Origin of the sequence: Microvirga aerophila (genome assembly GCF_003332305.1) — a bacterium.
Lineage (GTDB): Bacteria > Pseudomonadota > Alphaproteobacteria > Rhizobiales > Beijerinckiaceae > Microvirga > Microvirga aerophila.
The window spans coordinates 1-23,778 of the sequence record NZ_QOIO01000022.1 but is presented as its reverse complement, the minus strand read 5'-3'; the positions used below and the strand labels follow the sequence as shown (position 1 = coordinate 23,778).

The 23,778-nt window shown below is 62.3% G+C and carries 19 protein-coding genes and 2 pseudogenes; 9 read left to right on the top strand and 12 right to left on the bottom strand.

Going from position 1 to position 23,778, the window contains the following annotated elements; translation table 11 throughout:
• Nucleotides 1-280 precede the first annotated feature (280 nt).
• Complete coding sequence (locus DRB19_RS13415; RefSeq protein WP_114186538.1) at nt 281-1,090, bottom strand: IclR family transcriptional regulator; 810 nt, start codon at nt 1,088-1,090, stop codon at nt 281-283.
• Between the two features lie 142 nt (nt 1,091-1,232).
• Between DRB19_RS13415 and DRB19_RS13410 the strand changes: the two genes are divergently transcribed.
• From DRB19_RS13410 to DRB19_RS13400, 3 genes and pseudogenes are all read left to right on the top strand, one after another.
• The gene (locus DRB19_RS13410; protein WP_114186612.1) at nt 1,233-2,258 is read left to right on the top strand and encodes a TRAP transporter substrate-binding protein; all 1,026 of its coding nucleotides are present in this window, start codon (nt 1,233-1,235) and stop codon (nt 2,256-2,258) included.
• Between the two features lie 6 nt (nt 2,259-2,264).
• Nucleotides 2,265-2,942, top strand: coding sequence for a DUF4286 family protein (locus DRB19_RS13405; RefSeq protein WP_114186537.1), 678 nt, complete (start codon nt 2,265-2,267; stop codon nt 2,940-2,942).
• A 216-nt stretch (nt 2,943-3,158) separates the two neighbouring features.
• Nucleotides 3,159-4,210 (top strand): annotated as a pseudogene (locus tag DRB19_RS13400) (IS110 family RNA-guided transposase).
• Nucleotides 4,211-4,556: 346 nt separating this feature from the next.
• On the opposite strand, the gene DRB19_RS13395 reads toward DRB19_RS13400, so the two are convergent.
• From DRB19_RS13395 to DRB19_RS13385, 3 genes are all read right to left on the bottom strand, one after another.
• Entirely contained in the window at nt 4,557-5,846 is a 1,290-nt protein-coding gene (locus tag DRB19_RS13395) for a lytic murein transglycosylase (RefSeq protein ID WP_245439490.1), read from the bottom strand.
• A 119-nt stretch (nt 5,847-5,965) separates the two neighbouring features.
• Entirely contained in the window at nt 5,966-6,904 is a 939-nt protein-coding gene (locus DRB19_RS13390) for a sensor domain-containing diguanylate cyclase (protein WP_114186536.1), read from the bottom strand.
• Nucleotides 6,905-7,367: 463 nt separating this feature from the next.
• Nucleotides 7,368-7,976: a hypothetical protein gene (locus DRB19_RS13385; protein WP_114186535.1), complete on the bottom strand. Its 609-nt coding sequence runs from the start codon at nt 7,974-7,976 to the stop codon at nt 7,368-7,370.
• 296 nt (nt 7,977-8,272) lie between these two features.
• Between DRB19_RS13385 and mscL the strand changes: the two genes are divergently transcribed.
• The gene (mscL, locus tag DRB19_RS13380; protein ID WP_114186534.1) at nt 8,273-8,740 is read left to right on the top strand and encodes a large conductance mechanosensitive channel protein MscL; all 468 of its coding nucleotides are present in this window, start codon (nt 8,273-8,275) and stop codon (nt 8,738-8,740) included.
• 89 nt (nt 8,741-8,829) lie between these two features.
• Here mscL and DRB19_RS13375 read toward each other — a convergent pair whose 3' ends face one another.
• From DRB19_RS13375 to DRB19_RS13355, 5 genes and pseudogenes are all read right to left on the bottom strand, one after another.
• On the bottom strand, nt 8,830-9,759 hold the full coding sequence (locus tag DRB19_RS13375; protein WP_114186533.1) for a ribokinase: 930 nt from the start codon (nt 9,757-9,759) through the stop codon (nt 8,830-8,832).
• A 34-nt stretch (nt 9,760-9,793) separates the two neighbouring features.
• A pseudogene (locus tag DRB19_RS13370) lies at nt 9,794-10,774 on the bottom strand (ABC transporter permease).
• Nucleotides 10,775-10,778: 4 nt separating this feature from the next.
• Nucleotides 10,779-11,780 carry an ABC transporter permease gene (locus DRB19_RS13365; protein ID WP_114186532.1) on the bottom strand — a complete coding sequence of 334 codons (1,002 nt, stop codon included), beginning with the start codon at nt 11,778-11,780 and terminating at the stop codon, nt 10,779-10,781.
• Nucleotides 11,773-13,299, bottom strand: coding sequence for a sugar ABC transporter ATP-binding protein (locus DRB19_RS13360; protein ID WP_114186531.1), 1,527 nt, complete (start codon nt 13,297-13,299; stop codon nt 11,773-11,775). The genes DRB19_RS13365 and DRB19_RS13360 overlap by 8 nt, the downstream gene beginning before the upstream one ends.
• 89 nt (nt 13,300-13,388) lie before the next feature.
• Nucleotides 13,389-14,369, bottom strand: coding sequence for an ABC transporter substrate-binding protein (locus DRB19_RS13355; RefSeq protein ID WP_162815683.1), 981 nt, complete (start codon nt 14,367-14,369; stop codon nt 13,389-13,391).
• A gap of 350 nt (nt 14,370-14,719) precedes the next feature.
• Here DRB19_RS13355 and DRB19_RS13350 point away from each other — a divergent pair, with 350 nt between their 5' ends.
• Complete coding sequence (locus tag DRB19_RS13350) at nt 14,720-15,574, top strand: phytanoyl-CoA dioxygenase family protein (protein ID WP_114186529.1); 855 nt, start codon at nt 14,720-14,722, stop codon at nt 15,572-15,574.
• A 45-nt stretch (nt 15,575-15,619) separates the two neighbouring features.
• On the opposite strand, the gene DRB19_RS13345 is transcribed toward DRB19_RS13350, so the two are convergent.
• Nucleotides 15,620-17,686 (bottom strand): HWE histidine kinase domain-containing protein, encoded by a 2,067-nt coding sequence (locus DRB19_RS13345; RefSeq protein ID WP_147022095.1) that lies wholly within the window; start codon nt 17,684-17,686, stop codon nt 15,620-15,622.
• Between the two features lie 1,026 nt (nt 17,687-18,712).
• Here DRB19_RS13345 and DRB19_RS29940 point away from each other — a divergent pair.
• Both DRB19_RS29940 and DRB19_RS13340 read left to right on the top strand, forming a co-directional pair.
• A complete protein-coding gene (locus DRB19_RS29940; RefSeq protein ID WP_162815682.1) occupies nt 18,713-18,886 on the top strand; it encodes a hypothetical protein in 174 nt (57 codons plus the stop codon).
• Between the two features lie 216 nt (nt 18,887-19,102).
• Complete coding sequence (locus tag DRB19_RS13340; RefSeq protein WP_114186527.1) at nt 19,103-19,381, top strand: hypothetical protein; 279 nt, start codon at nt 19,103-19,105, stop codon at nt 19,379-19,381.
• A 156-nt stretch (nt 19,382-19,537) separates the two neighbouring features.
• On the opposite strand, the gene vapC is transcribed toward DRB19_RS13340, so the two are convergent.
• Both vapC and DRB19_RS13330 read right to left on the bottom strand, forming a co-directional pair.
• Nucleotides 19,538-19,951, bottom strand: a complete 414-nt coding sequence (gene vapC, locus DRB19_RS13335) for a type II toxin-antitoxin system tRNA(fMet)-specific endonuclease VapC (protein WP_114186526.1) — start codon at nt 19,949-19,951, stop codon at nt 19,538-19,540.
• A complete protein-coding gene (locus DRB19_RS13330; RefSeq protein WP_114186525.1) occupies nt 19,951-20,169 on the bottom strand; it encodes an antitoxin in 219 nt (72 codons plus the stop codon). The genes vapC and DRB19_RS13330 overlap by 1 nt, the downstream gene beginning before the upstream one ends.
• 552 nt (nt 20,170-20,721) lie before the next feature.
• Between DRB19_RS13330 and DRB19_RS13320 the strand changes: the two genes are divergently transcribed.
• Together DRB19_RS13320 and DRB19_RS13315 are read left to right on the top strand one after the other, a co-directional pair.
• On the top strand, nt 20,722-23,034 hold the full coding sequence (locus DRB19_RS13320; protein WP_162815681.1) for a penicillin acylase family protein: 2,313 nt from the start codon (nt 20,722-20,724) through the stop codon (nt 23,032-23,034).
• Nucleotides 23,035-23,537: 503 nt separating this feature from the next.
• Nucleotides 23,538-23,778, top strand: a 241-nt coding sequence (locus DRB19_RS13315; RefSeq protein ID WP_114186522.1) for an SDR family NAD(P)-dependent oxidoreductase, incomplete at its 3' end; no start/stop codon positions are given.

Below are 23,778 nucleotides of genomic sequence, written 5' to 3'. Positions count from 1 at the left end.
CCTCGGGGCAATGTTTTGCGCGCGCCTATGGTTTTTGCGCCCGAGCCGTTCGACGTGGCGTGAGCAGCTCCAAGGGCGAAAGCTTACGCAATGACAGTCAAGCTGACTGAAATTCGACGTAGCGGCGTCTTTGCTCATTCCGTCTCCTTTATCCTTGGGATCCGGAGAGGAGGTGGCAAAGAACGACGTCCGGTGTTCCTGTATGGGGAGACGTTCGGCTTACTTCCGCGAAGTGCCAGGAGCGGTTGTCCTGAACTCTCCCGAAGCCAATGCTTCCGGATCAATCAAGACGGTTTCCCCAGGTCCCCAGATTGGCGGATTGGAGTAAGGGCGAGGCGCCGCTGGCGTGAGCGAGTTCAGCGGAAGCGCGCAGTAGCTCGGGGCCAAACTCGAGCATGCGCTTTTCGGTAAGACGCATCGATGGGCCCGCGATCACCACGACGCCGGTTGCCTGTTCTCCGCGGCGCTGGACAGGAGCTGCCATCGCGCTCATCCCCGGGGCATAGACGTCGCACAGCAGGCTGAAGCCTCGCGTACGGCTTTCCTGCAGCATCTCAAGCAACGCCTTGAAGGTTGTTGGCGCGTTAGGGCCGAAATGCGTCCGCTGACCAAACCCCTGGCGCGTGACGGCTTCAAGAGCCATTTCCTCCGGCAGGGTCATCAACCAAGCGTGCCCGGCCGCACTGCACGAGAGCTGTAACTCAATACCCATGTCAGGATCATAGCGCAGTCCGGATCTCGCCCCTTGCGCCTTTGCCACCAGAGTAAGCCGCTGATCGTCAACGATGGCGAGTCGAACCAACTCCTCGGTCGCCTCGGCGAGCCGATCAATGACCGGCTGAGCGATATCTACCACCCCCGACTTGCTGAGAAAGCTGAGACCCAGTGAAGCCAGTTTGGTCGTGAGGGCATAATCTCCGCGTTGTGGCAGCGTCCGGACATATCCGTATCGAACCAGCTCATGAAGAGTGCGGTGGCAGCTACTGCGAAGCTGGTTCAGCTCGGTGGCAATCGCCACGAGCGGTGCGCCATTTGGACGACCGGCTAGATACTCGAGGATCGCCAGGGATTTTTCGAGAGATCCGCTCATTCGGCACCTGTTAGAAAGCCTCGGAACGTCCAACGCCTATCCGTTTTTTGAAAACCATTCAATTTCTGAATGCCATCAGGAAAGGGTAGGTATGCCGGGAAGGAGCGCCGAGTCGAGCGTTCCACTTAGCCGGGAGGGAACCATGAGACACACCATGATTCGTCGCAGTGCGCTGGGCTGCCTCGCTAGTATCGCGATGCTCGCTATGTCCCTGGGCTCGCAAGCCCAAGAGATCAAAGACCGTAACCTGAAATTCGCTTTCAGCCTCGCGAAGGACCATCCAATGGGTATCGGCGCGCAGAGGTTCGCCGACTTGGTGTCCCAGAAAAGTGGTGGGAAGATTAAGATCAACCTCTTCCCAGGCGCTGTCCTGGGCGGCGATCCTCAAAACCTTTCGGCGGTGCGCGGCGGAACGCTTGATTTCACCACGATGGCAACTGGTCTCCTTGCAGGTCTGAACAAGGAATTCATGATTTTCGACTTCCCGTTCCAATTCAAAGACTTTCGCGAGGCATACGCAATAAGCGATGGTCCGGTTGGAACAAGGCTGCTCGGCAAACTTGCTGATCAGGGCATTATCGGTCTTGGAATATGGGACCTCGGCTTCCGGCATATCACCAACAGCCGGCGTCCAATTGCAAAGCCTGAAGACGTCCAAGGACTGAAAGTGCGAGTGATCGCCTCGCCCATCTACATCGAGACATTCCAGGCGCTCGGCGCCAATCCGGTCCCTATGACATTCGGAGAGGTTTATGTTGCCCTTGAAAGCAGGACCATCGATGGGCAGGACAACCCTGTTGGAGTTATCGAGTCTGCCAAGTTCGCGGAAGTACAAAAGTACCTGTCTATCACGCGTCACTTCTATACCGGTATGCCATTGCTGATGAGCAAGAAGACGTGGGATTCCATGTCTCCGACTGAACAGACCGTCATTCGTGAGGCGGCGGACGAGGCGAAGGCAGAAGAGCGCAAACTCCTACAGGCGCAAGAGTCGGAATCAATCGAACGCCTCCAAAAGGTTATGCAAGTCAACGAACTTGAGGCTCCGGAACTCGATAGGATGCGTGAGAAGGTCCAGCCGGTTGTCGAGAAGTTCATCGGTGAGGTGGGAGAGCCATTGGCAAAAGAGGTCAATAGCGAACTTGCGCGCCTTCGCGGCAGCCGGTGAATATCCATGTCGCTCCTTGGCGCTGCCGCCGTCGCCATGTGGTGGGATATAGCCCCAGCTCTGCGATCCGAATTCGAGGACTGGCATTCGCACGAGCACTTTCCCGAGCGGATGAGCATCCCCGGTTTTCGACGGGGATCGCGATGGGCAAGTGAGGATGGGGGTGAAGGCTTCTTCGTCCTGTACGAGCTGGAGACGTATAGGACCTTGACCTCGCCCCATTACCTGGCGCGCCTGAACGATCCGACGCCCTGGTCCACGAAGATGATGCCGCACCATCGCAACATGGTGCGCAGTCAGTGCCAGATCCTCGAAACCAACGGCGGTGGAGTCGCCCAGTTCATGCTGACGCTGCGCTTCTCTCCCGCTGTTGGCCAAGCTGAGGCTGTGCACCGAAGTCTGAGACCGCTGCTGGCGCGGTTGCCGTCGTTGCCGGGAATAACCGGGGGCCACCTTCTGCGAACCGAGACGCCGAACGCGCCCGCAACCGCGGAGCAGAAGATCCGCGGCGGTGACGCCGTCGCAGATTGGATCATCCTCGTGTCAGGGTACGATCCCAAGGCACTCAAGGAAGTAGTGGCGGCAGAGCTTGGTGCGACGTCCTTGGAACAAGCCGGCGCCCTGTCGTCAACCGCCACTTCGCTCTACCGCCTTTCCTATACCTTAACGTCTTGCGACCTCTGATCCGCCACAGAGATGATGGGTCGGGTTGCGGGTTTTATGGTCTAGCTTCACCAGGGGCTCTCTCCCTCTGGTCGCCGCATCACTGCGGCGACCAGACAAGCTCATGCGATTGAGTGGCCGTTCATATTCGAAGTCGAAAAGACAGCTAATGGGATGGACCGGCCGTGCTTACCGGCGCACCCTTCAGGAGGGGCGCCCAGCACGAGGATCTGAGCCATGCCTAATGCTCCGCTTCAACCTGTTGCCACCCTTGGCATCGACATCGGCAAGAACAGCTTCCACCTGATCGGCCTGGATGCCCGCGGCGCCATTGTCCTGCGCCAGAAGCTCTCGCGTGGCCAAGTCGAGCAGCGCCTCGTCAACATGCCCACCTGTCTGATCGGGATGGAGGCGTGTGTGGGAGCCCACCATCTCAGCCGCCAGTTGCTGGCCCTCGGCCACGACGTGAAGCTGATCCCGCTCAGTTCGTGAAGCCCTTCCGCAAAAGCCACAAGAACGACTTCCGCGACGCCGAGGCCACTGCCGAGGCAGTGCTCCGCCCCACCATGCGTTTCGTGCCCACCAAGACGGTTGAGCAGCTCGACCTGCAAGCCCTGCACCGCGTGCGTTCACGGCTGGTGAGCCAGCGCACAGCAGTGGTCAACCAGATCCGCACCTTTCTGCTCGAGCGTGGCATCGCTGTCCGACAGGGGCTGCGATCCCTGCGGCAGGCGCTGCCCGACATCCTGGCCAAACGCACCGATGTTCTCACCCTGCGGATGGTACACTTGATCGAAGGCCTGGTGCAGGACTGGCATCATCTCGACGGCCGGATTGAGGCAGTCACCGAGGAGATCGAAGCTCTCGTGGCGGCTGACGAGGCCTGCCAGCGTCTGATGAGTGTGCCAGGGGTAGGGCCGATCATCGCCAGTGCCATGGTGGCCGCTATCGGCAACGGCGCGGCCTTCCAGCGTGGACGCGATTTCGGCGCCTGGCTCGGGTTGGTGCCGCGCCAGATCTCCACTGGGGATAGAACCGTGCTGGGCCGCCTGTCGAAGCGCGGCAACAGCTACCTGCGATCCCTGCTGATCCAGGCCGCTCGCGTGCTGCTGCTCTGGCCGGCAAAATGGCGCCAGCACAGTTTCGGGGCATGGCTCACCGCTGCCTCAATGCGCCTGCACCACAATGTCTTGGCGGCAGCTCTGGCCAACAAGCTGGCTCGCATCGCCTGGAGTGTGCTGAGCCAGAACCGCGTCTATGAACCACGAGCAGCGGCTATGGCAGGCTGAGGCTGAAAGCCTCTGTCCGCATCAGTCGTCACTTTGAGCTCGCCGAGGTCTGCGAGAGGATGAGGAGATGGAGAACGGTCGCGCCGTCACATTGGGGCTCTGGTGACCCAAAGGGCCATAAAGGGCCGATCAGCTAATGAGAACCAATGTGCGCGGATATCCATGATGGCCAGGAGCACTGCTCCGTAAGGGTCGGATACATTAGCGCAAGACCAATCTCACCATTTCCAAAGCCTCTTGCGACGCACGGCCGGTCCATACATTGGGTCAAAAGGCCCGGTTCGAAGGTCGTGCTGAGAGTCCAGTGAGGTGACGGGCGAGCAACCGTGAAAATTCGTCCGGTCCATCACGGACGGGCTCCGCGAATGGCTTGTATCAGGCCGGCATCCGGGTAGCAGGTCTCATCGCGTCGACTTTTCGCCTGCCATTGACCGATTGCTGTGCGGGTTGCGAACCCTATCAGGCCATCCACCCTGCCCACATCGTAGCCATCGCTCTTCAGGCGCTCCTGCATCGCGTGAATGTCGCTACGCCTCATGGAATCGATTGGTCTCCACTCCCCGGCGAAAGCCGAGGCGCCCCTCATACGATCAGCGAGGTGGCCGATGAACAGCGCGTACAGGTCGGACTCGTTATACTGCTTGAGGACGTAGAAGTTCTTGGAAACCAGGAAGGATGGTCCCAGTCGACCTGCGGGCATCAGCAGGAAGGCGGTTGGGTTGCTGCTCCACTCCGGCAAGGAAGCATCGCCGATGGGAGCCAATCCAAGCCGCAGCCACTCCTGCATCGTTCTGCCTTGGCCCGGTCCTTCGAGAGCGCAGGTCACCGTCTGAGGCACGCGAACCTCGATGCCCCAGCGCTGCTCCGGTCTCCAGCCGTGCTCGCGCAGAAAACTCGCAATGGACGCAAGACTGTCAGGCGCTGACTGCCAGATATCCCGTCGCCCGTCCCCATCCCCGTCAACGGCGTAGCGCAGGAATTTCGAAGGGAGGAACTGCGGTTGTCCCATGGCTCCGGCCCATGACGACAGCAGGGCCTCGCCGGACAGATGATCCTCTTCGAGGATCACCAGAGCCGACAGGAGCTCCGGATAGTACAGCGTGCGCCGCCGCCCCATGAAAGCCTGAGTGGCGAGCACTCTCACGGCTTGATGCCGTGCCGTGACACGGCCGAAATTCGACTCCCGTCCCCAGATCGCGACGACGATCTCCCGTGGCACGCCGAAACGCCGCTCGATGTCGTCAAGAGTGGCGGCCCACTGGCGGAGGAGTTCATTGCCACGCTTTGCGAGGGAGGTGAGCTGGGCTTCGGCAAAGTAGCGACCCGGGCTCTGGAACTCTGCTTGCCGTTGGCTGTCTGGGGGAGTCGCCCGGCCGGGCGGCTGAAGCTCCGGGAGATCCCAATCGAGCGTGACCTTGGCGAAGCTGCGCTCGAACGTGTCCCTGGAGACGCCCTGTCTTTCCGCATCAGGCCAGACGGTCCGTAAGAGCCAGTCTCGGAACTGCGCTTCGGTGGCGACGGGTGCGTCCAGCGCCTGTGCGTGCGTCCGTGAAGATCCCACCAGGGGCATGGCGCAGGCGACGAATGTTAGAAGAGCCGCTGTTGCGAAGCGGAGGCGGTGGACGAGGACTGTCATGGCAGGAAGACTAGGACAGGACGGGCGAGGATCAAATGGGTGCCACCCTTGCGATAGCGGGCGACAGCGCCTTCATTGCCGGCACTGATCCAATTCAAGCCATGAAGTGGCTGGTGCCCTCAATGTTTCCCTTCAAGACCGACCCTGGTGCGGTTCCGTCCTTCTGCCTTGGCGGCGTAAAGAGCGCGGTCCGCCCGGCGGAGGATAGAGCTGCGGTCATCGTCCGGCAGGGCCTCGGTCACGCCGGCGCTGAAGGTGCAAGGCAACTCGAGCTTGCTGTGCGCCAGGAGCGCCGGAGGGAAGCCGTCCCGGATTCGATCGATGATGCGCACGCCGTCGTCGAGCCGAGTTTCGGGGAGCAGAAGCAGAAACTCCTCCCCGCCGGTCCGGCCCAGATGATCCTGTGTCCGCACCCTCTCCCGGCAGGCCCGCGCGAAATGTTCCAGGACGACGTCGCCTGCCTCGTGCCCATGCGCATCGTTGATGGCCTTGAAGTGGTCGATGTCGAGCACGGCAACGCACAAGCCGGATCCTGTGCTCTCGTTGGCGGCAAGCTTCTCATCGAGCAGTCCCAGGATATGGCGGCGGTTGGACAGCCCTGTGAGCTGATCGGTCCGTGATGCCGTGAGCGCCGCGTCATGGGCTTGGCGCAGAGACTTCTCATTGTGCTTCAAGGCCGTGATGTCAGCGCCGACCGACAGCACCCACCCGTTCGAGAGCACCGTGTGCTCGATCCAGAACCAGCGGCCATCAACCAGATCGGTTTCGAAGGACTTGCGCGGCACGCTCCGTCGCCGGAAAAGGGTTCTGGCAATGAAGGCCTCGACATCCCCGTCGTCGATCCGTACGCCGAGCCCGTTCCTGTGCGCGTGGCGGGTGATGTCCGTGAAGGTGAATGGACCATCGTAGTCGCCGAGGAACATGCCTTGGTAGGTTTTGTTCGCGTACCGAAGGTTGTCCTCGCTGTCGAAGATGGACACAGCCTGCCCACTTTCCGTGAGGGCCTCCACAAGGCAACGGAGAGCTGTGTCATCAGGATCAAATGGAAATAAGGTCATTGAAGTCTGACGTAATGGGAAATCAGGATAGCCAGTCACTGCCAAGCGCCATGGCGACTGTCAAATCCGGCACGCCCTTTGTGGTTTCAACACAGGAGCCGCCCCACGAAACAAGCCCGACAGGCTGCCTCCGAGCACACCGACGTCATGCATCAATCTGATCGGCTCAGCACGCTCCTCAACATGGTCACGGGTTACGATAGAACGTCACTGCTACAGCCCTCGTGTTGAAGAGCGGAGCGTTTCCGGAAATTGTTGGATCCTCCTTCGAGACGCGGCCTCGGCCGCTCCTCAGGATGAGACGCGAGGGAGAAGCCAGACTTTAGCGACGAGGGCATGCGAGAAAGTCCGCACCTGCAGCCGACGAAATGCTCGTCGCTCGCAAATAGCCGTTCCCATTCCGGTTCGGGATTGGTGATGAAGCCCGGAACAGGTTCTAGATCGAGAAGCTTCTCAACCGCTGTCAGCGCGAGCCCTGCCGGCTTCCCGTCCGCCGCACACTTCCGGTGGTCGTCACATCCTTGGTGTTGGCCGCGAGCTTGCCCTCTGACCTGAGGCCGTCCGAGCTCCATGCAAGGTTCTCGCCAGGACGCAGTTTCGCGACGAGCTTTCGCGTCGCCTGCGGAACGGCCTTGCCAGCTTGCGACAGGAGCTTGAAGTCCGCCAGCTTATGCGGACCTCCGGTTTTTCCGCTGAAAACCCGCAGGCCGTCTGGGAACATCACCATGTCGCCGGGACGCAAGGTGCTGTCGGCCAAAAGGGCCGGCACAGGGTTCTCGATGTCACCGGGAGCTTTCGGCGTAACCGGCAACTTGATCGCGGGTTGCTCGGCAACGACAGGCTTCGAACGGGGCCGCGGCTTGCGCCTGGGCTGTTCAATGGCCGGAGCAGGGGTGTAATCGAAGGGCTGGAACGTGGGAGCCGGTTGAGCCGGGCGGGAGAGGGCCCTGAAGAAGCTGAAAATGTCCTGCGCGCGCGCAGGCATCGCGCCAGCCGCGAATGGAACGGCGAGCAATAAGGTCAGGACGCAAGGCTTCACCAGTGTCACGAGCTTCAGCACGAAATCTGGCATGACCCGTCTCCCCTTTCGGGAGCAACGAAGCCAAGGTTAGCGGGTTCCTTTCAGGTCGATATATCTTAAGATAGGCAACGATGCTGCGTATGGGGGTCGGGAGACCGGCCGCACCTGCAGACGAGCTCCGCGCGTTGTGGCGTTCTCTGCCACTTGGGCCATTCGGAAGTACTCAGGAGGGAAATTCGTTCAGACGATTAGCCGCCCCTCAAGCTGGATGTATATGACTGAATCAGGTCTGCAGTCTCGGGAGATGGCAGACCGACAGTGGCGGGGCCGGCCTTGGAGGCAACCTGATGCTCGACGAGTTCAAAAAGTTCGCCATGCGCGGCAATGTCGTCGACCTTGCGGTCGGCGTGATCATCGGCGTCGCGTTCGGCGCCATCGTGACGTCCATTGTCGAAGATATCATCATGCCGATCGTGGGCGCGGTTACCGGAGGCTTGGATTTCTCGAACTACTACCTGCCCCTGTCATCGACCGTGCAGGAGGGAGCGTCCTACGACGACGCGAAGAAGCAGGGAGCGGTGATCGGTTACGGGAAGTTTCTGACTGTCGCGTTGAACTTTCTCATCGTCGCCTGGGTGCTGTTTTTCGTCATCAAGGCGATGAACCGCCTGAAGCGGCAGGAGGACGCAAAGGCCGATGTGCCTCAGGCTCCGGAAATTCCCGCTGACGTGAAGCTCCTGTCCGAGATCAGAGACCTCCTGGCCACCGACCGGGGTGCGAGCGCGAGCGACATCAAGCCCGTAGGGAAGCTCTGAATTCTCCCCTCGGGCCTTGGGGGCGCGAGCGCACGGCCGACAATCCCGTATTCGAAGCTAAGGGTTGATCTGGAGCGCTGCCCCGCGGGCTAAACCAACACTGACTGGGCAGGCGCAAGATCGTGGAGCCGGGCCAGGATCTCCGCCCGGCTTGGCACGCTCGTCTGCGCCCCGGCCCTGGTGCAGGCAAGACCTGCGGCCACGGACGCAAAGCGAAGGGCGTCGCTCAACGGCAGGCCTTCCTCGACAGCCGCCGCAAGCGCTCCCACGAAGGTATCTCCCGCTCCCGTGGTGTCGACGACGTGTTCGAGCGCGAGGGCGCTCACCTGATGCCCGGAGCAGTCGGGAGAGACTGCCAACGCCCCTTGCGCGCCCAATGTGGCCACGACCGTCGCGCGGAGGGACCGCGCCAGGGAAACAAGCGCCTCCCGACCCGCAGCGCCTGCGATGTCCCGCGCCTCCGCCTCGTTGACGACGAGCACCGAGAGAAGGCCGGCCCACTCCTCGGGCAGGATCGGACGGGCAGGCGCAGCGTTCAGGATCACGGATGCGCCCTGAGCGGCGGCTTTGCGGGCCAGCGCTAGATTCTCGCCCCCGCCAACCTCGTTCTGCAGCACCACGAGCGTGCCTTGCCGCAGAAGATCGGGTTGGACAAGGCTATGCAAGGCCTCGAGGTTGGCCCCACTCGCCACCGTGATCTGGTTATGGCCGTGACGGTCGACGGTGATGGCCGCGCAGCCCGTGGGGCGCTGAACGGGTGCAACCATGCGAAGGTCCACTTCGGCCTTGCGCAATTCCGCCAGGGCCAGATCCGCAAAGGCGTCCTGTCCGATACAGCCCGCCATCATGACCGGGCCGGCTCCAGGGGCGCAGGCCCTTGCGGCGGCCACCGCCTGGTTGGCTCCCTTGCCGCCGGGGACGGTCGTGAATGCATCTGTCAGGACCGTCTCGCCCTCGGACGGCAGCTTGTTCGCGTGAAACACGAGATCGATGTTGATCGAACCGAAGACGACAATCATCCGAAGCTCATAGCGAGGGGCGGTGGGAGCCGCGTCATGCGTGCGCGTCGTCCGTGCGCGCCATGAGGCGCGCCTGGATGGCGACGACGACGAGGAGGAGGGCGCCGCGGATCACGGATTGCCAATAGGCCGACAGACTGATCCAGCCGAGCCCGTTCTCGAAATTCAGGATGTTGAAGATCAACCCGAGAAGCAGCACGCCGGCGAGGGTCGAGCCCACGGAGCCGACGCCGCCGGTCAGAAGCGTGCCGCCGACCACGACGGATGCGATGGCGAAAAGCTCCCAGCCCACGCCTTCGATGGGCTGGCCCGCGCCGAACTGCGCCGCGAGGATAACGCCTGCAAGCCCCGCCAGGCCGCCGCTCATGATGTAGACGGCGGCCTTCACCCGGGTGGTGGGCAGTCCCATCAGGCGCGTTGCATCCTCATTGCCGCCCACCGCCAGGACGGTTCGGCCGAAAGCCGTCAGGTTCAGCATGAGCGATCCGGCCAGATAGGCCGCAAGAGCGATCTAGGCGGGAATTGGGAAGCCCAGAAAATCTCCCTGGCCCAGTTCGGTGAAGCCGGACTCGTACGACACCGACACGGATTGGTTGCCTGCCAGGAGCAGCGCGCAGCCGCTGGCCGCGAGCATTGTCGCGAGGGTGGCGATGAACGGCAGAATGTTCAGGCGGATGATCACGAAGGCGTTGATCAGGCCAACCGCCAGACCCGCCGCCAAGCCGCCGATCAACCCGGGGATGATCCCGTAGGGCGACAGCAGGGCCGCCACGACGCTGCCTAAGGCCGCAACCGATCCCACCGAGAGATCGATCCCTCCGGTGATGATCACGAAGCACATCCCCAGCGCCACCAAAGCGAACATGCTGTTGTAGCGCAGCACCGACAGCACGTTGAAGCTGCCGAGAAAGTTCTCGTATCGCAGCCAACCGAAGACGATCAGCGCCAGGAGCGCCAGGAGCACCCCATAGCGGCCGACGCCACGAAACAACTGCAGGGTATTGAGATGGGGCATGGGTTCAGCTCTGGTTCTGGCGCTGCAGCCAAACGGCGAGCACGATGATGCCTGCCTTGGCCACGAGGGCTGCCGCATCCGGCACGCCGTTGGCCAGAAGCGTGTAGCGGACGAGCTGAATGATGAGCGCGCCCACAAGGGTGCCGACGACCGTGGCCCGTCCGCCCGTGAGAAGAGTGCCTCCAACGGCAACGGCCGCGATGGCGTCGAGCTCCATGCCGAGACCGACCAGATTGGCGTCCGCCGCGGAGTTGCGGGCGATCACGATCAGTCCCGCTATCCCTGAGAGCAGTCCGCTGATCCAGTAGACCTTGCGCTTGACGGATACCACCGGGATGCCGGCAAGCCGCGCCGCGCGCTCATTGCCGCCGACCGCCAGGATCTGACGGCCGAACACGGTGCGACGCAGCATCCACCCAGCCGCAACCACGATCACGACCATCAGCACCGCCTGGAACGGGATTCCGAAGAGGCGTCCAAGGCCGATATACTGGAATTCCGGAACCTTGAAAACTTGCAGGTTGCCGTTGGTCATCACCTGGGCGATGCCGCGGCCGGCGATGAACAGGACAAGGGTCGCGATGATCGGCTGGATGCGCAGGCGTGTGATCAGCCAGCCATTGAACCAACCGAACGCGCCGGCCACCAGGACAGGCACGACGAACGCCAGGGCGATGCCCACCGCCGGGTGGGGCAGGGGAAAGAGCTTCCCAAGGAAGATCAGCGGGGCAAGCGAGCCGGCGATTGCCATGAGCGAGCCCACTGACAGATCGATGCCGCCCGTTGCGATCACGAGGGTCATGCCGACGCCGACAATCACGATGGCGCAGACCTGGGTCAGGTTGACGTTGAGGGTTTGCCACGTAGCGAAGTTCGGCGTGAAAGCCAGGTTGAACAAGATGAGCAGGGCCAGTGCCACCCATGCGCCGTGGCGCGTCAGGAAGGACTTGATGTCGAAGCCCGAAGTGCTCCTGGTCGGAGGCAAGGTCGTGACGGACTCAGTCATGGACCGTCTCCCGAAGCTCGTTGTGCCCATGAGCCATGGCGGCCATCACGTCCTGTTCGTTCACGGCGTCGCCCGAAAGTTGCGCGACGGTGTTGCCGTCCCGCAGCACGAAGATCCTGCTGGCCGCCTCGACGACCTCTTCAAGTTCCGACGAGATGATGAGAACGCCGAGCCCCTGACCGGCAAGTTCGCGCACGAGACTGAGGATCTCGGCCTTGGCGCCCACATCGATGCCGCGGGTCGGCTCGTCGAGGATCAGCAGCCGCGGGTTCATGCAGAGCCAGCGGGCAAGCAGAACCTTCTGCTGGTTGCCGCCGGACAACTCGCGGATGCGCTGCTCCGGGCTTGCGCAGCGGATGCCGAGCCGCTCGATGAACCGGTCCACGATCTCGCGGCTGCGGGCCTCGTCCACCACCCCGTTCTTCGCCAGTTGCGGCATGATCGCGAGTGTCAGGTTCTCCCGCACCGACATGTCGGGAATGATGCCTTCCAGCTTGCGGTCCTCCGAGAGGAATCCCATACCGGCCAGGATGGCCTCGGCCGGCTCGGCGGCGGGCTTGGGGACATTGTGGAACTGAATCTTGCCTCCCTCGGGACGATCGGCGCCGAAGACGACGCGGGCGGATTCCGTACGGCCGGAGCCGAGAAGGCCCGCCAATCCGACGATCTCGCCTTCGCGAACGTCGAACGTGACGTCGTGCACCTTACGGCCTACGGCGAGGTGCTCCACGGTCAGCAGAGGATCGCGCGGCCCTGAAGCGCGCTGGCTGTCGCCGTCTTCATGCAACACGCGGCTCAGCTCCCGGCCGAGCATGGCGGTGACCAGGTCGAGCTTGGAAATGTCGTCCATGCGCGACACCCGAATGGTTCGCCCGTCACGCATGATCGTGACGCGGTCGCAGACGGCGTAGAGTTCGTCGAGCTTGTGGCTGACGAAGATGATCGAAACGCCCGCGGCCTTCAGCTGACGAATGACGCCGAACAGAACCTCCACCTCCTTGTCGTCCAGGGAGGAAGTGGGTTCGTCCATGATGACGAGCTTGGCGTCGAAGCCGATGGCCCGGGCGATGGCGACCATCTGCTGGACGGCGGTCGGGTAGGTCATCAGGGGCTGGCGGACATCGATCCGGATGTTGAAGCGGGCCAGCAGCTCTTCGGCCTCCGCATGCATCGCGGGCCAGTTCAGCAGCCCGAAGCGACGGCGCTCGCGTCCGAGGCAGATGTTTTCGGTGACCGAGCGGTAGGGCACCAGGTTGATTTCCTGGTAGATGGTGCTGATGCCGGACTTTTGTGCATCCTGCGGGGACGAGAATTCGACGGGCTTTCCGTCGAAGACGATCTCGCCGGCATCCTTCGCGTAGTAGCCGGTCAGAATCTTGATCATCGTCGACTTGCCGGCGCCGTTCTGCCCGATGAGGGCATGAACCTCGCCGTGCTCCACCTCGAGTGAAGCCGAGCGCAGAGCCGGGACGCCGGCAAAGCGTTTGTCGATCCTTTGCATGGTAAGAAGCAGCGGCATCAGAGGCCTATTCCGTCATCGGACATGCCGAGAGGGTTCGCGTAAGAGGAAGGGCGCAGTCCCTTGATGGAAAGCGCCCTTCGTTCGTCTTAGTATGCGTCGGAGATGAGCTGAGCCGCGTTCGACTTGTCGAAGAACCGGTCGGTGTTGACCACCCACGGCTGGATCTGCTCGCCCTTGGCATAGCGCGCCAGGGTCTCGAAAGCCTTGGGGCCGAACTTCGGATTGCACTCCACCGTCGCCAGCATCTTGCCGTCGATGATCGCCTGAAGCGCGTCGCGGGTGCCGTCGATCGAGACGATCTGCACATCCTTGCCCGGCTTCTTTCCGGCGGCCTCGAGGGCCGAGATCGCGCCGATCGCCATCTCGTCGTTGTGGGCGTAGATTGCCGTGGCGTCCGGATGCGCCTGGAGCAGGGTCTCGGCAACCTGCCGGCCCTTGTCGCGGGCGAAGTCGCCGGATTGCGACGCGATGATCTTCATGCCGGGCTTGTTCTTGATGTAGTCCTCAAAGCCTTTGCGCCGGTCGTTGGCCGGAGACGACCCGGTGGTGCCTTCGAGCTGGATGATCTTGGCGGTGCCGTTGGTGGCCTTGTCGAGGGCCTCAGCCGCCCTGCGTCCTTCGTCGACGAAGTCCGAGCCGATGAACGTCACGTAGTCCTTGCCGGCCTTGGCCAAGCTCTGGTCCACGTTACGGTCGAGCAGAACCACCGGGATGCCAGCCTTTTTCGCGGCCATCACGGCGGGAATCAGGGGCTTTTCCTCGCGGGGTGCGAGGAAGATCAGATCGACGCCCTGCGCGATCATGGAATTCACGTCGGCGACCTGCTTGGCGGCGGATCCGGCCGCATCCGTATAGACAAGCTGATGACCAAGCTTCGCAGCCTCGGCCTTCATGCTCTCCGTTTGCGCGATACGCCAGGGGTTGTTCGATTCGGTTTGAGCGAAGCCAACCTTGTACTTGTCTTTCTGCTTGAGCTTCGGCAGCTCCTGCGCCGAAGCGGCGCCTGCGGCGAGTCCAATCGTCGCGACGCCGGCCGCGAGAGCAAGAAAAGTTCTTCTGAGCATCATTTCCTCCGGATGCGGTGGGGGCGCTTCTATGTCACCCCGTAACAACATTGAACGCTTGCTGAAAATTCTAGTCAAGCCAAGATCTTCCCCCATTTCCGCGCTCTCATGAAATGCCCATACGGAATAGTGGTGGAGGACTTGGAGGCACAGGTCATGACCTCAAGCTTGGCCATGGAGAACTGCTTTTACATGACATCGTAGACTACTCGTTTCGAAGCCGCTTGCCTAAATACACGGGAGATCGGTGAACCCGACAAGCACTCGCCCGGGACGGAAAATCGGATACTTCACGTCGTTTGAAGTGTTTGTTACGCTCACTCCAATGACTATAAAACGCCAGGAGCTCCTCAATGACAGCCGCCCAGCCCCAAGCCACGCACAGCGTATCCGGCCAATCCTATGACGTTACGGAGAGCGTCGAGACGCTCTACCGCGACGGCATCGTAGGCCTGAAAGGCGCGTTCTCCCGCGAGTGGGCGGAGCAGATGCGCGAAGACATGATGACCGCGTTCTGGGAGGCCATTCAGCGGCCGGGCGGAGCGGTCGGACGGGGGCCGCGGCGCTGGTACGTGGAAATCCATCCGCAGGATTTCCGGGGCTTCGTGGATCTGGTCACGCATCCGTGGGTCACGGCCATCTGTGAAACCGTGCTGGGTCCGAAATATGAAATCGTCGAGGTTGGTTTCGACACCCCGTTCCAGGGCGCGAAGAACCAGCCCTGGCACCGCGATTTCCCATCGCCCCCCGAATCCTACGAGCAACGGCGCATCACGTCGTTGGCGTTCAACCTCACCGGTGTCGACGTGACACAGGATATGGGCCCCTTCGAAGTTGCGCCCGGCACGCAATGGGACGATGGACGGGAATGGAAATACGAGATGTTCCCGCCGCAGGACATCTGGCCCCGCTTTGCAGAGCGCGGCGTGCGCAAATATCCGCAGATGGGCGACATCTCATGCCGTTCCGCCCTCACGATCCACCGCGGCACGATGCACCCGTCTCCGATCGCCCGTCCGGTCATGGTGCTCGGCGTCGATGCTCCCGGCGCGGGACATGCGGCCTTGCACGATCTGATGGTGACGCAGGATTACTACGACGCGCTGCCTCAATCCGTGCGCGACCACTTGGTGTGCCGCGTCGTCGACAAGCTCATTCCGGTCACGCAGAAGCATGACATCGAAGGCCTCGTGATGGGCACGGAGTGATCTCGAACGAGATCGCAAGCACGATGAACTGCGATGCGCCTCTGCCTATTCAGTAGGCGCATCCACCCTGCAGACGACTCCGGTGGCGGCGAAATCGATCCGCACCTCTCCGTCGAGATCCTGCGCAAGGGTCCGTTCGATCAGCCGCGACCCGAAGCCCCGGCGCTTGGGAGGTTCGACCGGCGGCCCGCCTCTCTCTTCCCAGCAGAGTGGCAGGCGAGGCCGAGCGCGGGCACGGTCGACCGCCCAAGTGATCAGGATTTCCCCGCCGCCGTTCGAGAGCGCCCCGTACTTGACCGCGTTGGTGGCAAGCTCCTGAAGCGCCATGGCCAGCGCCAGCGCCATACGCGGAGACAGGCGAACATCCGGTCCGCTCAGATGGAGCCGGTCTTCCCCGCGGCTGCTGTAGGGCTCCACCGCCTGGGCGACGATCTCGTAGAGGCTTGCGCCTTCCCAGTTCTCCCGGGTCAGCACGTCATGCGCACGGGACAGGGCGAAGAGCCTGCTCTCAAGCGCGTCCTTCGCATCATGGGCCGTTGTGGCGTTTCTGAGAGTCTGCGAAACGATGGACTGCACGGTCGCGAGGGTGTTCTTCACCCGGTGGTTCAGCTCGTTGATGAGAAGCTGCTGGTGCTCTTCCCATTTCTTGCGGTCGCTCACGTCCATGACGACACCGCGGGATGATCTCAGGCCGTCGGCGTCACGCACGTATTCGCCCTTGCCGTAGACCCATCGCACTGTGCCGTCGGGAAACCGCAGCCGGAATTCCATCTCGAACTGACTGACGCTCGGATCGAGCGCCTCCCCGAAGATCCTGCCCAGCCTCTCAAGGTCATCCGGATGATAGCGGGCTCGCAGATCGGCAAGGGTCAGCTCGTGATCCTCAGGGTAACCGTAGATCACGTTCAGGCCGGATGATTTCAGCTCGCCTGTCACATGATCGTAGACATAGGTTCCGAGGGAGGCTGCTCCCAAGGCCGCTTTCAGTTCACGCTCGCGCTGCTGCAGCGCCTCCTCGGCGTTCCTGCGGTCGGTCATGTCGAGAAGGACGCCGACGACCCCGGAGGGCGCACCGCCTCCGTCGAGAATGAACTCGGCCCGCAGCAGGAGCCAGCGCGGCGGCCCTGGCCAGCCGTATCGGAATTCCACCTCGAAGTAGCGCTCGCCGCGGGCGAGGGCCGCCTGTCCGGCGGCCTGCAGCCGCGCATGCTCGCCGGGGTAATAGCGCGCCTGCGTCTCCTCTCGCTTGGGCACGTGCCCGGGCGGGAAGCCGAGAATCCTGTTGAGTTCGGGCGAGCCTTGAATGGAGTTGGTGGCGGCGTCCCACTCCCATACGGCCATGCGCCCGGCATCGATGGCCAAGCGAAGCCGCGCCTCGCTGTCGCGCAGCCTTTCCTCGATGCGGGCCCGCTCGACAGCCTCCCAGGTTCTCTGTGCAGCATCTTCCGCAAGCGCGATCTCGGTGGAAGTCCAACGGCGCGGGGCAGGCTCGTGCAGGTAGAGAATGGCCCTGAAGCGCCCGTCCTTGATGAGTGGAACGGCCACGAGGGACCGGGTGCCGATGCTGGCCCAGGTGGCTGCGTAGGTCTCGCCCATGGATCGCGGATCGGTCAGGCAGCCGTCGACGCGCAGGGTATGTCCCGCCCGCAGTTCCGCAATCACCGCCGGGCCGAAACCGTCGAGAAGCCGGGCCTCGCCCCCAAGGCTCGCAACCGTGCCGTCGGTCCAGTCGCGATAGACGGTGACGACTTCCTCCGACGCGTCGATCTCGCCGTAGCCGGCGCGAGCGACCTGAAGGTGCCGCCCGATGGTTTCCGCCGCCGCCACCTGGACCACGTGCGGATCCGACAGGGTGCGCAGCCGGTCGCTGAACTCCATCTGAAACGCCAGCCGCCGATCCGCCAGGACCTTGTCGGTGGTCTCCCGGCAGGCGCAGAAGAGACCCGCCACCTCTCCGGCTTCGTTGCGGATCGGCGTGTACGAGAAGGTGAGCCAGGTCTGCTCCTCGAAGCCGTTGCGCGTGACGGTGAGCGGCATGTTCTCGTAAGCGGCGGATTCCCCGAGAAAGCGTGGCCCACGAGCGGGCTGATCTCGTCCCAGATCTCCGGCCACACATCCGCCAGGCTCTTGCCCATGGCGGCCGGGTGCTTGCCCCCGAGGATGGGCGCGTAATCGTCGTTGTACAGGAAGGTGAGGCCCGGTCCCCAGACTACGAACATGGGGAACTTCGAGGCCAGCAGCACGCGGATGATCGAGCGGAAGCCCTGGGACCAGGTTTCCGGATGCCCTAGGGACGAGCCCGACCAGTCGAGATCCCCGAGGAGGCTGCCTGTCTCGGTGGTGCTGGAGATGAAGTCCGGAACTGCCCTACCGTGCATATGCTCGCCTGTTTTGAACTGGCCGGATCATATGATGCTCGGGCAAAACCAGTACTCTCCTCATCAGCTAGTTGTTGCCTGCGTTTGGTCAAGGCGTTCGGTCGCAGCATACACTTTGGATTAGGTCGGATGGCAAGACGTGCCCACCGCCGGAATCACATTCGCCTGTTGCCAGACGCTGGTTCCCCGTCCCTGCCTTTGGCGCGGCACGAGAGGGTTTCTATCGAATTCGAGAATTCAACTCCATACACAGTATCCTTAGGTCTGGGCTCGGCGGGAACTGTGCTAGTCTCTCCCGAGGTTGCTTGGGTCCGGAGGCCGCAGTGGGCGCGATTGAACAAGCGGCGCTGCCGCATGCATGGCGGTGCGACAGAGTCAAGGCACGCCAAAGTGCAACCAGAATGCCCTAAATATGCTGTTAAGGCGCTCGCGAAGGCTGCAGGAGAAGATCAATTAAATAAGGCTGAGCACACGAGCCTCGCTCCTTTGACAGCTGACGGAATCCTGGCACCTTGGCTAAGGGTAGGGCACGGCCGATCTCCTGATGCGCGGAGCGATGGGATCATGGTGAAGACAGGGGGGTGACATCAGGGCTGAGCGCAGTGACGGGGCACCTTGTTCGAACGCGGTTTGGGTTCTGTCTGAAGTTGACCGATCAACAAGGGCTTATGAGCCCCCGCAGGGGAAAGTCACCCGTCGTCTCGCGACGGTGTTTGCCCCGGCTGCGTGTCAGCATTATGTTTTTGGGAGGAGGTTCGGGGTGAGCAATTCCGACGACATCACCGAGCGATTGGGCCGGGCTGCTGACGAGGTGCCGGAGGAGCTCTCGGCTCTCCTCCTGGAGGCGGCCGACATCATTCGTATGCTGCGTGAGCTGGTGACGGTGGAAGACGAGACTTGGCTCGAGGGGGCTGAGCCAAAGGGCCGAGCTTAGGAACCAAAGGTGATTGAGGCGTCCGACCGATCGCGTCAGCCGGTCCGCGCACTACGTGCGGATGAAGAGTCGGGATCCAACGAATGGTTTGATGCGGTCCTGGCATGGCGTGAGGATTGCCCGACAGCCCCATTGAGAATACCAAAGGTATAACACGCGAGCTACAGCACAGTCTGCTGATGTGTGTACCTTGTGATACACACATCAGGGTGATTTGTGACCAAGCTCCAAGAGCTTCTCGAAGTCATAAACATAGTCAAGGCGCTGTTGGAGGAAGCCGAGGGGAGGACCGTGACGATGGCGGTCAGTGAGGACAGCCTCGCGCAAATCGCGATCCGAAAGGCGTGTCTGGATGTCTTCTATGAGATTGCGGCAAGCTGTCAGAACGGGATGCTTGAAGAGCAGAAGCGTCAACGTTTCGAGCCGTTCCTCAACAGTATGACGCAAGAGAACCTTCTGCGGTTGGTGGACCCGTCGCTATTAAGGGCCCACTGAGAGGCAGATCAGGACGGTTACGGTTCGGGTAAGCTTTGCCCGCTATCGAAGCGCTATGAACGCCGTGGCCTGACCTCGCTCGGGCGAGACCAAACGGTCCGAGCCCCGTTCCCTGGCGGGGCTTGGATCGAGGGCTGGCGCAGTCCGGGTTTGGGCTTACCTCTTCACCCACTTTTCGATGATGAGACCGTCCACGCGCTGGAACTCGCTCTCGTTGTTGGTGACCAAGGTCAACCCGAGGCTTTTGGCATGGGCTGCGATCCAAAGATCATTGTTGCCGATGAGATCCCCCTGGACCGCAAGAGCGCTGCGGATCGATCCATAGGTTTCCGCCACGTTGACTGCCATTGGCAAAACGGGGACCAAGGCAATCAATTCCTGCAGGACCAACGTGCCTTTCTCGGGATCAGAGCTCTTGCGAACCGCGTAGATGAGTTCGCCATAGGTCACAACAGAAATAGCCGTTGCGCCAGGAGCAAGCACTTGAAAGCGCTCCAGGACCGATTTGGGGCGTTCGCGGCGAATGTAGATGCAGATGTTCGTGTCCAAGAGATAGCGGGGTTCGACCATCACAGGCCCTCACGCTCCTGCGGAGGCGCGTCCTCACGATCGAACCCGGGCAGGTCGCAGAGAAGTTCAAAGGCGCGGGTGAGGTCCTTCATCGTCTCACGCAGGACAATCTCATCCCCACGGCGGAAGATCTCAACCTCATCGCTGTTCAAGCGAAACTGTTTTGGCAGTCGGACTGCTTGGCTGTTACCGGACTGGAAAACCTTGGCCTTGGCCATCAGAGCCTCCGTATATACGAGAAAGTATATACATAGAGCCGCATGCCTTTCAAGCCGCTGGCGCCAATCCGTATGCCATGCTCCACCCCCATGGGCCAAACACCAATTATTGTCGACGCTTTGAAAGCACCTAGGGTTGGCGAACCTCAACTTTACTGAGCCTCCGTGCGACCTTCGCGAGCTGGCGGCTGGAGCTTACAAAGGCGACATTGCCTTCCACCTTTGCGAGATGGAGCGCATCCGCGATGTCCATGCCCCCGCCACCAGGTCTAGAGCCGTTGCGGCGAGCGTGGGGTCCTCCAGGGTGAAGCTGGCGAGCAACTGCACAGGTTGCCACCTTATCGGCCGCCACGCGAAACACCCAAACCAACGGGAATTCGCCTGATTTCGACGCTTAGCTTTGAGCCATGTGTGGACTGTCTGGTCTGCTGCGGGTGTGGTCTCATGAGGCTGTTCGAACCTCTCGCGCCAAAGCAAAGCTGGATCCGTCGGGGTCTGAGCATTGTCGCAGGATTGGTGGTCATTGCCATGGTCCTTGGTACTGGAGCGTTCATGCTGTTGAGATCCAGCCTTCCGGTTCTGGAAGGCACCATTGCGGCTCCAGAACTGACTGCGCCCGTCGAGGTGGTGCGTGATGCGCAGGGCGTGCCGACGCTGGTGGGGCGCAGCCGTGATGATCTTGCCTGGGCCCTGGGTTATCTCCATGCGCAGGAGCGCTTCTTCCAAATGGATGGCCAGCGCCGCCTTGCCGCCGGTCAAGTTGCGGAATTGGCGGGAGCGGCCGCCCTAAGCCTGGACCGAGAGGTTCGCATGCACCGCTTCCGCAGCCGCGCGGCGGCGGTGCTGGCCGCGATGACCCATGACGAACGCCGGGTCCTGGACGCCTACGTCGCCGGGGTGAACCGCGGCTTGGGCGACTTGAGGGCCGCGCCTTTTGAGTACACGGTCCTACGATCGACGCCAGCACCGTGGACGGCGGTCGACACCGTGCTGACCGTGTACGCGATGTACCTAGACCTGCAGGAACAGGATGGAGCCACCGAGCGCCGACGAGGTCGGGCCAAGGAAGCACTCGGACAGCCTCTAGCCACCTTTCTCTTTCCCGAGGGAACATCCTGGGACGCTTCACTGGATGGGTCCGAGCTCTCGGCGCTGGCAATGCCGGACCGTCACGCGGCCAATAGAGCGGACGCGCCGATCAGGGCCGACGGAGAGTGGGCCGTAGAGACAGCAAGCTTCGGGAGCAACAACTGGGCAGTGGGCGGAACTCTCAGCAGCCGCGGGGCTGCCATTGTTGCCAACGACATGCACCTCGGCCTGCGGGTTCCCAACATCTGGTACCGAGCCCGGCTCGTGCTTGACGACAAGAACCCGGGCCGCACCCTGACCATCACAGGCGTCACGCTTCCTGGTGCCCCTAACATTGTGGCCGGCAGCAACGGCAAAATCGCGTGGGGCTTTACCAACAGCTTTGTCGATACCAGTGACGTGGTGATCCTCGAACCTGCAGAAGACCCCAACCTTTATCAGACGCCTACAGGTCCCCAGCCTCTCATTCGCGTGGAGGAGCGCCTCTGCTCGGGAGAGGGCGCCTGCGAAATCCTGCCGGTTGAGGAGAGTCTCTGGGGGCCCATCATCGGCACCAACCATCAAGGCCGCAAGCTGGCCTACCGCTGGATTGCCCATGATCCCGCTGCGGTCAACCTGCGCGGCATGCTGGAGCTCGAGCGTGCCGAAACGGCAAACGCGGCGCTGGAGATCGGTCACCGGCTGGGCATTCCGCATCAGAACCTTGTCGTGGGCGACGCTCAGGGAAACATCGGCTGGACGGTTACCTCCGTGCTGCCGCGGCGCTTCGGGTTCGACGGGCGTGAGCCAATGTCATGGGCGGACGGGACAAAGGGATGGAGCGGCTATCTGGCGCCACAGGAAGTGCCGGTGATCTACAACCCCGAGCATCACCGGATCTGGACCGCCAACAACCGGGTGGTCGGTGGCGAGGCGTTGGCGAGGCTCGGCATTGGCGCCTATGCCCATGGATCCCGGGCCCGTCAGATCAGGGACAGCCTGTTTGCCAAAGACCGCTTCGATGAGCACGACATGCTGATGATCCAACTCGACGACCGTGGGGTGTTGCTGGAGCGGTGGCAGGCTTTGATGCTTCACCGCCTGCGGGTTGGTGCCGGAAATCCCCAGTACGCCTCCCTGGTGCCGGAAGTAGAGAACTGGGGCGGCCGGGCTGTCCCGGACTCCGTTGGGTATCGCCTTGTCCGAACGTTTCGGACTGAACTGATCCGCGCAGTCTATGGCGCGTATTCGGCGCCGATGCGGGCCGGAGAGGCGGCAGGATCAGATCAACGTTCCTCCCAGCCTGTTGCACCAAAGCAGGCGGATGAGCCGGTTTGGCGACTGCTGACGGAGCGTCCGGCGCATCTCGTGCCCCTTGCCTACCGAGACTGGGATGCGCTTGTGGACGCCGCAATCGCAAAGACCCTGGCGGCCATTGCCGCGCAGGCTGGTGGCAGGCTCGAGGCCTTCACCTGGGGCGCGGCCAACCGGGCCGAGATCCGACATCCTTTGACTCGGGTCGTACCCGGATTATCGTTCTTTCTCGACCCACCGAATGAACCGCAGCCCGGTGATCTCTACCAGCCTCGGGTCGCTGCCCCTTCAAGCGGAGCCTCGGAGCGGTTTGTCGTCGCCCCAGGGCGTGAGGCAACGGGGATCTTCCACATGCCCACCAGCCAGTCAGGTCATCCCCTATCTCCTTATTATAACGTTGGACATGAAGATTGGGTGAGAGGCCGAGCGACCCCGTTCCTGCCGGGCGCGCCCAAGTGGCGCCTGGTGTTCCAGCCACCCTGAGCGGGCGCCGGTGTTGCGCGAGGAGTCTTGGAAAGCAGTTCTGCAACCGCATCTTGAGGCAGGTAGCTTGAAGCTCGCAGTCCACTACCAATAAGGAACAGCCCCTGTCGGCAGTTCTTGGACCTTGCGCTTCGGTTGGACAGCGCGAGGTAAGCGGAACTTCAAGAAGGGCAGGGAACTTTGCCTTCTGACCCTGGGAGACACTCCGCGGCGGAGCGGCTCCTGGCGTTCGAGCTGCACGACTCAACGTCTCGCTCGGGCGCCCCGCAAGGGTAGCCCATTACCGAGTGTTCCGTACAAATGGGCGCTGGTAGAAGCCGCTCAACCAGCCCCACGAACCAAGTAATTGAGGCCGCCTCAGCTTGAACCTCCGAATACGACCTGTTCAATTGACTAGCGGGGACTTCCCGAGGACCGGACGACTGACAGGTTCACCCGAGAAGGAGCACCCGCATGAGCCAATCCGACCAGGACCATATCGACCCGCCGGCAACGAAGCGGAGATGACGCCGCAGGCCGACCACGGCGAGACAAGCTACCGCGGCAGCGACAAGCTTATCGGACGGGTGGCTGTGATCACCGGCGGGGACAGCGGGATCGGCCGGGCTGTGGCCATTGCCTACGCCCGTGAGGGTGCCGACATCCTGATCAGCTACCTGAACGAGCAGGAGGATGAGGACGCTCGCGAGACGGCCCGTCATGTCGAGGCGGCAGGGCGCCGCTGCGTGCTGGTGCGAGGCGACA